The sequence below is a fragment of the Fodinibius sp. GM21 genome (genome assembly GCF_058386955.1).
Genome location: NZ_JBYEIQ010000010.1, coordinates 1 through 7,267 on the forward strand (window position 1 = coordinate 1; position 7,267 = coordinate 7,267).

The following is a 7,267-nucleotide window of genomic DNA, read 5'->3' on the forward strand; positions in this document are numbered from 1 at the left end:
TCGAGGCACCCCATATGTAAAGATACATCAACATGAGGCAATAAAATGAGTTGACTTAGTCTTAGAATACGCATTAAGTCGGACGCACCTCGCCAATTCGCATTAACGCGGACGCCGCTCGCCCATTGTTTCCGGTTTTTGTTTTTACAGTTCAAATTTTGTCATTTATAAACCGTCAATAATCTCGGCGCAGCTTATGCGCCATGTCGTTAGGTACACTTCTAAAGCTTATCTTTAATATTCTACTTTTACACTGTAGATTAAGTTATCTGCACTAGACTTTTCCCATTTTGCCAATGCATGATGCCTTTTATAGGAATCCGATTTAAAAAATAGTCCCGTTGCAATCATTGGTACTACTCTTTCATCTTCTTTATTAAGCCATTCAAAAACAATAAAAAATTTACTTTCATCTATAAAAACGTTTTCCTTATCAAAATTACAGGTCATCCATCCTTTTTCTTTTGCTGCTGTGCTAACTACTCGATTATTAACAAATTCATTGGCAGGTAATTTTGTATCGGGGTCAACTTTTGCTATTCCACAGCGAATTTTTAACGAATCATTACTAGCTCTTTTTAGCAAGATTCTTGAGTGAAGAATTTTAATTGGTAGTTTCTTATCCCACGTAACCCTAAAGGCAAAAGCTGCTCCCAACCTCTCTGGATGGGTTCGAAATCCATAAGATGCACTTCCCATAATTGGAGGTATTTTTTTACCAATCCATTTAGATTTTTTCCGATCAGTGACTGTAATTGACTCCAATTGGTAGGTTTTGGGAGTTAATTGGAATCTTACTCTTCCATTATCTAAAAAAGTAGAAACATGAACTTTATCAGTATTGTATCCAATCGCAGATATTTGAAGACTGTCATCTTTTAGATCTTTTGGAAGCTTTAACTTGAATCTACCGTCTCTCTGGGAGGCTGTACCAATATTTACGGATGGAAATCCAATATTTGCGTAGGATATTGGTTCTCTGTTTTCAGCATCTAATACTTTACCCTCTATAGTAACCGAATCCTGCCCCAAACATAAATTCGGTAAAAGTAAAAGTAATATAATAGTATATTTCATAAGGTCGTTGTTACGTTTAAATGCCTAAATGGTTTCGCAAATAAGTTATTGTTTCTCAAATACAGTCCGCACGTGTACCTAACCCCTTCAAAAAGGAAAATGTCAAGCAGATAGTCCTCACCTACCTTAGCATTGTCTTCGTTCAATAAATCCTTGGTTCAAACCTATAGCTGGCAACCGGTGTCGGTGATCAAGCTCGGATTACCTACTGGCATCCAAACCCCTTTACGGGCTTATTCTCCATCAATGGACAGAGACTGTAGCTCAAGCAGAGCCACTATCCCAGATCTTTAACCGGCCCACCAACCGATGTCCCAATCCCACGCACGGGCTTACGTAACGTGTCCCTCTTAGGCGTTCGGACTTATCGGTTGGGGCCAGCAGGTTTGGGAAGCAGCCCTTACTGGCTGCCCCTTAAATCCTTTGTATTCTTCATCTCGTGTCAGCATATACCATACGCCTTTGGCCAGTTCCTTGGCGACCACGGCTCGGGCTACCGAGCGACCACTACGGCGTTTAATCTTGCGATAGAATTTCTTCACAACCTTATAGTGCGTGTAGGCGGAGACGGCTGCCTGCCCCAAGGCTGCTCGTAGGTAGGTGTTGCCATTCTTGTCGGCTGACTTATGCCGATGGGAACCACCGCTGTCTTTGGCCCCCCGGTACCAGCCGACAATAGCTGGTAAATTGCTTGGCACTGGGGAATCGGCTAATATCTCCGATCTCGGCCAAAATGGTCCAGGCTCCTACCTTGCCCAGCCCGGGCACTTCCATCAGACGCTGGGCAGCTGCTTCAAAGGGAACTTGTCGCTCAATTTCTTCTTCTATCCGATGGATGTGGGTCTGCAACTGGCTCATTTGCTCAAATAACAGCCGGGCCTGCAGGTTTGCGGCCGGTGGCAACTGTGAGCCAAGCCTGCAGCTTATCCAGCTGCCTCCACTGGCTTCCGCTGATCTGCACGTTGTATTTAATGGCTTGGCCCCACAACGCGGACTGCAGCTTCCCCCGCCACTGGATCATCCGCAGGCGTCCGCGGGTCAGCTCCCGAAGCTCGCGTCGGTCATGTTTAATTTGATAAGCCTCCGGAATCAGGTCGGCCTGTAGTAACTCGGCCAGGGTCTTCGCATCCACCGTGTCGGTTTTTACTTTGGCGTAGCTGATCGCCTTGACCATCTTTGCGTGGGCCAGGGTCAGCTCGATGCCGTTGGCCCGGCACCAATCGCTCAACCAGTACCGACTGCTGGTGCATTCGACCACAGCCCGGAAGGGATGCTTCCAAGTCACAGAAAAAGTTTTCTAATGAACGGCTTGAAGTCGGCAGCTTCGCCTCTCTTACCACCTTTCCATTGCCGTTAATCGCTACAATTACCATATTATTTGCGTGGAGATCTATTCCTACTTAGGTCATGGAGTCCTCCTTGGATTAGTTGCGATTGATAATCTCTAATCGAAGTGAGGACTTCCTTTTTGGAAAGATCCCGCACATTAAGGTGGCCCGTGGAATGCCACTGCGTAGCCCGACCTTGTTGGATTCCACAAGGACCTCTTATACGCCAGAGCGTAATAGGCCCACTATTTTTGCAATCTTTAGGCCGTTTCAGAGTGTCTTACAGGTAGTATTTTAATCCCTAAATTGTAATTTTTATTAAATTTACATCAAAAGAAAGATTTGGCTTTCTTCATATCAAAAAAATAAATTGGCGAGGTATTTACGGCAACAGTAATTATTTATCACGATGTAAAAGATAGAAACCACTAGGCAAAAGCATGGAAAAAATTACCGGGAAGACGACATGAGATATTTGCTAAAATAGGTGTCAAGGCACGCACCTTCAGAAATGAACAAAATCCTAATACAACAAGTCTGCTACTGGATATACCAGATATGGATAAGTTTCAAACTTTTATGGCATCGGATGAAGCCAAGCAAGCCATGAAAAAAGAGGGACTAGATGCTAAATCACTTCATACTTTGAAGGAATTTACCTCATAGAAGATATATTCACTTTGCATTTGAGAACTTTTCTTAGGTACTCGATACCACCCATTCTGCTGGTATCCCCCTGTAATGCAGTTATTTGCACTACAAGGTAGCGAGGTGGATGCTCTTTTAAAATCACAGTCCATTTCACTTCACTAATGGGCTGAAGCCTTTTATCATACAGATTTTGCTACGTCAAAAAATTTCTCAAGAGCCCTTTAAAAATAGCTCATTGCCGCCTTAAAAATATTGACCTCCTAATAAATATGTAAAGCATGATTGACATTAATTAAAATTAGCAATACTATATGTAAAGCTTACTTAACATAAAGATAGATAAGGATTACAAATGAATAATAAAGGACAATCAAGCGATAAGGAGAAGAGGACCAGAAAGAAAACGGTCTCTCTTGCAATTTGGACTTTGCTCTGGGTTTTATCGGTTGCCCTGGCAGCCTTCGGACATCAGTTATTCTGGGGAGCAAATGATCTGATAAACACGCTTATCATACTTCTGAACTTTGGTATTGGAATCGGTATGATCATAGCGAACATCAAACATTTGAGGGAACTGGATGAGATGCTGCAAAAAGTTCACTTAGAGTCGATGGGCATTTCATTGGGCCTGGCCGTTGTAGGCGGCATTAGTTATTCAATGTTAGATGCTACAAATGTGATCCCTTTTGATGCGGAAATTGCTGGAGTAATTATTTTGATTGCCCTTTCATATTTCATTTCTCTGCTAATAAACCTAAGACGATACAAATGAAAAACCGACTGAAAGTACTTCGGGCTGAACGTGACTGGACTCAGGCTGATCTGGCCAGCGCATTAGATGTATCACGGCAGACCGTTAATGCAATTGAAAACGGAAAGTATGATCCAAGTCTTCCCTTGGCATTTAGCATTGCGAGACTTTTTGATAAGCAGATCGAAGAAATTTTTGACGATGAGAAATAAAAAACAAACTAATCTTAAAAACCCAACAGAAATAAAAAGAAAAAAATAGACATAACATGCGAAATTTTTGTGTTATGTAACAGGTAATTCTAATGACAAAAATATGAAAAACGAAAAAACTTTGGTTTTAGGGGCAGCATTCGGTGCTGCAATTGGATCTGTAATAGGCGTTCTAACGGATGATTTAGCTCTATGGATTAGCTTAGGGACAGCGCTGGGTACAGCAATTGGTATCACTATAGGTCAAGAACAAGAAAATGAGAATAGCGATGAAAACAAATATTAAAAAAGCTTTTAACGGCTGACTGTCAGATCAAGTCGTGACTATTACATATTATCACACAGTCTATACGAACCATTGAAACTTCTTTCCTTATTACAAAACGCATTATAACCTGTGCTCTTGGCTCGGACTTACATCGGTCTCTCTTTTCTTCCTTTCGCTTATTAGTTAATGTTTCGTTTTAATTAAATTCCACATCTGGGCACCTTCCGTAAAAGCACCAACCCTTATATTGCTTTACTCCATAACCATTCTCAAAAGATGATTCATATCGTTCTGCATTTCATCGTTCCCCTGATTGTCGCTTTCGCATTTTATCATAGCCGATGGCAAAACGCGACGGTGATCATGATTGCGACATTGCTTGTTGATCTAGATCACTTGCTGGCTGAGCCCATATATGATCCCAGTCGATGCTCCATCGGTTTCCATCCGTTGCACACTGCACCAGCCATCACAATCTATGTATTGATGTTTGCTCTTCCTCTTGTTTTTGGACGAAAAGCTGAGAGGCAGGGTTTCCACTCCTCCACTCGTTTACTACACCTGGCAGGTCTTGGACTACTTATCCACATGGCACTCGATTGGATCGACTGTATGACATAGCAAATTATTATTTAAAATATGGCAGATGGATAATGCAATCTGAGTAGTATTACTCATGTGTTCAGAAATCCCCGAGGGTCGCCTTTCTCCCTGCTGAAGCCTCAAAGAATAAACGCCTGTTTCCATATTTATAAGTTCCAAATTATGAATTACATCTTGGCAATTAACGTTCGTTTGAACGCAGCACATCTGAAAGGTTGTTAGAGAGTTGGAAAATTAACAGAAGATTGAAGTATATTGATTGCTAATTATAAATATCCCGCCAGAAATTTAATTTATTACATCTATTTATGTCTCGATTTGATGAAGAAGCCCAAGATTGGGATACCCCTGAAAGTCAAGAACGCGCAGAAAATATTGCTGAAGAAATAAAATCACATGTTCCATTATCAAACAATATGTCTGCTTTTGAGTATGGTTGTGGAACCGGCCAGCTAAGTTTTGAGCTCCGTGAAAAAATAGGGCCTATTACTTTAGCCGATACTTCAACTGGAATGCTGGAAGTACTTCGTGATAAGATTCAGGATAAAACGATAGATAATATGCACCCAGTCAATCTTGATCTGACCAAGGATCCACTGCCGGACAGGCAATTTGATTTGGTGTATACCATGATGACTCTTCACCATATTCCAGACACCCAACTTATCCTTAACCAATTTTATAAGCTCCTAAATCCCAGAGGATACCTTTGTGTAGCCGATCTTGATAAAGAAGATGGATCTTTTCATGGTCATGATGTTGATGATGTCCATAAAGGATTTGACCGAAAAAAGCTGGCAGGGTTGGCGGAAAAACTAGGCTTTACGAATATAGCCTTTTCAACAGCCTATAAAATGGAACGAGAGATTAATGACCATGGTGAAACCAAAACATTCCCTATTTTTTTAATGGTTGCACAAAAGTCTTGAATATTATCTTAGCAGTTGGCATATACTACAATTCGTTCCCTCGATTCTGATGACGCCCTAAGACAGGAAACATTTCGCTATAGCTGTCTACATCAATATTCAACTTAAAATTAATTATTACATCGTGATTTCGAAGACATCTCTAACCATCCTGGCTGTTTCAATAGCTCTGTTTTTCTCCTGTACAACACAAAAAGAAGAGCCGGTATTTTCTGTAGAAGGAAAGCTCAATAACATCGATACCGAGAGTGTGTTATTACAACAGGCAAAAGGTTTAAATGCCACTCAATTCGATATCGTGGATACTTTGTCGGTACAGACCGACAGCACATTTTCCTCATCCTACCGTCTTGAGCCTCATTATTACCGGTTGCGCATTCACGATTCCCTGCATGTACCTTTCATTGCTGATTCCGGACAACAGATTTCGATCAACTTTTATGGCGAAGATAAATATGAGGTATCGGATTCGCCGGACACCGAACTTTTTGAAGAGTATGAAGAATTCCGAATGCAGGTTTTGAGAGACACAGTGTATCCGATTAGGACGCAATTGGAAGATTTGCTGGAAGAAGATAACCCAGAAAATGCTGCCCGGATTGAAAAGCTTGGGGACCGGGTGTTAAAGGCAGAAGAACAGTATCGAGATACTCTGATACATGCAGTTAAAAAGATGGGAACCTCTATCGCCATCTACCCGACCATGGTTCGCTGGAACGGCGATAAACACATGGATTACTATGATCAGCTTGCCACTGATTTTGCTGAACGTCATAAAGGACTTGAAGTAGCAAAGCTCGTATCAGAGAAAGTAAGAATTTTAAAACAGGTGTCACTCGGCGGCAAAGTCTCAGAAATTGTCGCACCGGATACTTCGGGCGTAGAACGTTCCCTTTATAATAATCTGGGCAAGTACACTTTAATAGACTTTTTTGGCAGCTGGTGCGGACCCTGTAGATCAGAAAGTGACCACTTGGGAAAAATGTATGACCGATACCATAGCTCCGGATTCGAGATTTTCGGATTTGGCATTGAGTACGAGAAAGACCGATGGATTCGGGCACTTAAAGAAGACAACCGAACATGGATCAATGTATCTACGGTTGACGGCTATTCAAACCAGATTGCTGAAGAATATGCCATAACGGCAATCCCTAAAAATTTCCTTGTCGATGAAAACGGCGTCATCGTGGCAAAAGACATTCATGGCCGGGAACTTGAAGAGAAACTTGAGGAGTTATTTTCAGAGCAAAACCCATAATTGATATTCAACGATTCACAGAGAAGCTTACACTCAAATTAATAACTGAGTAGATTGATTATCCCACAAAAAGAAGTGTCGACTTAAACTTCTTCCTGGCTATGGAGTACAGGGTGTGTAAACTAAACTCTGTCCGGGCTGCTTACTTTTCATGGTTACGGGTTAAGTCCAGTGGCAGTCGATCGCC

10 protein-coding genes are annotated in these 7,267 nt (G+C 41.7%); 6 read left to right on the forward strand and 4 right to left on the reverse strand.

Translation table 11 applies throughout. The annotated features are described in order from the left end of the window. Positions 1-234 precede the first annotated feature (234 nt). The 4 genes from ACT3IB_RS15405 to ACT3IB_RS15420 all read right to left on the reverse strand — a co-directional run bounded on the left by ACT3IB_RS15405 (position 235) and on the right by ACT3IB_RS15420 (position 2,362). Complete coding sequence (locus ACT3IB_RS15405; RefSeq protein WP_491539910.1) at positions 235-1,077, reverse strand: carboxypeptidase-like regulatory domain-containing protein; 843 nt, start codon at positions 1,075-1,077, stop codon at positions 235-237. 350 nt (positions 1,078-1,427) lie between these two features. After that, positions 1,428-1,775, reverse strand: a complete 348-nt coding sequence (locus ACT3IB_RS15410) for a transposase (RefSeq protein ID WP_491539911.1) — start codon at positions 1,773-1,775, stop codon at positions 1,428-1,430. Then, positions 1,702-1,980 (reverse strand): transposase, encoded by a 279-nt coding sequence (locus ACT3IB_RS15415; protein ID WP_491539912.1) that lies wholly within the window; start codon positions 1,978-1,980, stop codon positions 1,702-1,704. Before ACT3IB_RS15415 ends, ACT3IB_RS15410 begins: the two co-directional genes overlap by 74 nt. After that, entirely contained in the window at positions 1,940-2,362 is a 423-nt protein-coding gene (locus tag ACT3IB_RS15420) for an IS110 family transposase (RefSeq protein ID WP_491539913.1), read from the reverse strand. Before ACT3IB_RS15420 ends, ACT3IB_RS15415 begins: the two co-directional genes overlap by 41 nt. A 1,046-nt stretch (positions 2,363-3,408) precedes the next feature. On the opposite strand from ACT3IB_RS15420, the gene ACT3IB_RS15425 reads away from it, so the two are divergent. The 6 genes from ACT3IB_RS15425 (at position 3,409) to ACT3IB_RS15450 (ending at position 7,080) form a co-directional block, all read left to right on the forward strand. Next, positions 3,409-3,828: a hypothetical protein gene (locus tag ACT3IB_RS15425; RefSeq protein WP_491539914.1), complete on the forward strand. Its 420-nt coding sequence runs from the start codon at positions 3,409-3,411 to the stop codon at positions 3,826-3,828. Then, positions 3,825-4,019 carry a helix-turn-helix transcriptional regulator gene (locus ACT3IB_RS15430; RefSeq protein WP_491539915.1) on the forward strand — a complete coding sequence of 65 codons (195 nt, stop codon included), beginning with the start codon at positions 3,825-3,827 and terminating at the stop codon, positions 4,017-4,019. The genes ACT3IB_RS15425 and ACT3IB_RS15430 overlap by 4 nt, the downstream gene beginning before the upstream one ends. A gap of 103 nt (positions 4,020-4,122) precedes the next feature. After that, positions 4,123-4,305, forward strand: coding sequence for a glycine zipper domain-containing protein (locus ACT3IB_RS15435; RefSeq protein WP_491539916.1), 183 nt, complete (start codon positions 4,123-4,125; stop codon positions 4,303-4,305). A gap of 258 nt (positions 4,306-4,563) precedes the next feature. Beyond that, positions 4,564-4,908 carry a DUF6122 family protein gene (locus ACT3IB_RS15440; protein ID WP_491539917.1) on the forward strand — a complete coding sequence of 115 codons (345 nt, stop codon included), beginning with the start codon at positions 4,564-4,566 and terminating at the stop codon, positions 4,906-4,908. Between the two features lie 290 nt (positions 4,909-5,198). Next, positions 5,199-5,819: a class I SAM-dependent methyltransferase gene (locus ACT3IB_RS15445; RefSeq protein ID WP_491539918.1), complete on the forward strand. Its 621-nt coding sequence runs from the start codon at positions 5,199-5,201 to the stop codon at positions 5,817-5,819. Between the two features lie 124 nt (positions 5,820-5,943). Then, the gene (locus ACT3IB_RS15450) at positions 5,944-7,080 is read left to right on the forward strand and encodes a TlpA family protein disulfide reductase (RefSeq protein WP_491539919.1); all 1,137 of its coding nucleotides are present in this window, start codon (positions 5,944-5,946) and stop codon (positions 7,078-7,080) included. Positions 7,081-7,267: the final 187 nt, after the last annotated feature.